Annotated in this window: 2 protein-coding genes; both read right to left on the bottom strand. The window is 64.9% G+C overall.

Annotated elements, in window-relative coordinates; genetic code table 11:
* On the bottom strand, window positions 1-1,327 hold a 1,327-nt coding region (tnpC, locus tag WG908_RS16420; protein WP_340187584.1), incomplete at its 3' end, for an IS66 family transposase.
* 65 nt (window positions 1,328-1,392) lie between these two features.
* A complete protein-coding gene (gene tnpB, locus WG908_RS16415) occupies window positions 1,393-1,746 on the bottom strand; it encodes an IS66 family insertion sequence element accessory protein TnpB (RefSeq protein ID WP_340187583.1) in 354 nt (117 codons plus the stop codon).
* Window positions 1,747-1,839: the final 93 nt, after the last annotated feature.

Raw genomic sequence — 1,839 nt, 5'->3', positions numbered from 1 at the left:
GCTTGAGCTTCACGGCATAGCGCAGCGCCTCAGCCAGCGGCGACCGCGCAGAAATCTGGCTCAGCACGCCATCGGCCCACGCGAAGAAATCCAGCGCCCGCAGGCGGGACAGCTTGCGCGCCTTCCGGCGATCATCGGCAGGGTCGCAGGCGATGCCACGCTCGACATCGTAAAGCTCGCGGATGAGCTTCAGCCCCTCAGCCGCGACGGAATGCGGGTCGGCCTTGTAGACATCGTGCAGCTTGCGCCGTGCATGCGCCCAGCAGGCGACAGGCGTTATCAGCCCCGGCTGACGGTCGGGCACATAGAGCCGTTCAAACCCGGCATAGGCATCGGCTTGCAGGAAGCCTGCGAATGCCCTGAGATGTTCGCGCGGACGCTCGCCCTTGCGATCCGGGCTGTAGCGAAACAGCGCCGCCGGTCTGTCGCTCGGTCGCCATCGTCGGTTGTCGCGCAGATACACCCATAATCGGCCCGTCGCGGTCTCGCCGGTGCCCGGCGCCAGAACGGGCACGGGTGTATCGTCGGCATGGAGCTTGGGGCTGGCCATGACATGGTCGGAGATGCGGTCCACCAGCGGCTGCAACAGCCAACTGACCTGTCCCAGCCAGTCGGCCAGGGTAGAACGGCTGAGATCGACGCCCTCACGGGCATAGATGCGCGACTGCCGATACAGCGGCAGATGGTCGGCGAACTTGGACATGATCACATGCGCCAGCAGATTGGGACCGGCCCGACCGCGCGGTATCGGCAAGGATGGCGCCGGTGCCTGGCTGATGGCATCGCAGCGGCCGCAGGCCAGCTTGGGGCGGACATGACGCACGACGCGGAAACGCCCCGGCACATACTCCAGCACCTCGGTCACGTCCTCGCCCAGCTTGCCCATGGCACCGCCGCATGCAGAGCAGCCATCAGCGTCGGGAGCAGCATGCACTGCCTCGTCGCGCGGCAGATGATCGGGCAGCGGCAGGCGCTTGGGCTTCCGGACTGCTGGTGCCCGCTCTTCCGCTGCTGCCGGTTCGCCGAGGGCACATGCGGCATGGGCATGTTCGGCTTCGAGATCCTCCAGCGTCAGTTCAAGCTGATCCGCCATCTCGGTGATCCGCTCGGACGACTGACCGAACTTCATCCGGCGCAGCCGGGACAACTGGACCTTGAGCTTCTCGATCTGGAGCGTGGTCAGCTTGACTGCGTTGCGTGTGGCCTCATGGGCTGTCCGTTCGGCTTCCAGCGCCTGTTCGGAGGCCGCGATACGCGCCTGCATATCGGCGAAAAGCGCGCGCAATGCATCGGGATCGGCAGGGAGGTTTATCTCGTCGGCGGACACGGTTCCCCATAGCAAAATGGGCCATGTAGACCAAGGAAAATGCCCGGTTTTACGCTACTTTATGCCTACATCTGCACCGGTATCCGGGGCGCTTCCGGCACGATCGTGCGCCGCCAGTCCATCGCCTCGATCAGCAGCGCGAACTGCGCCGGGGTCAGCACCACGCCGCCCTCGACCAGCGGCGGCCACACGAAGCGATGCCGCTCCAGACGCTTGGCGAACAGGCATATACCAGAACCGTCCCAGTGCAGGGCCTTGAGATAGGTGCCGCTCTTGCTGCGGAACAGGAAGACATGGCCGCAATAGGGCTCGACCGCGAACAGCGGACGAACCAGCGCCGCCAGACCATCGAAACCCAGACGCATGCTGACCGGCTTGCTCGCGAGATAGACCTTCGTACCCGGTGCCAGTGAGATCATGAAATATCCCGCAAGGCCCGCAACACGCGGGCCAGTGCCTTCTCGTTCACATAGCTGTCGACTGACAGGCACACGCCGCTGGGCAGGTCGATA

The organism is Sphingobium anseongense (genome assembly GCF_037725245.1).
In the GTDB taxonomy this organism is placed as follows: Bacteria; Pseudomonadota; Alphaproteobacteria; order Sphingomonadales; family Sphingomonadaceae; genus Sphingobium.
Note: the sequence above shows the minus strand (reverse complement) of the source record. Positions and strands in the feature narration are given on the sequence as shown.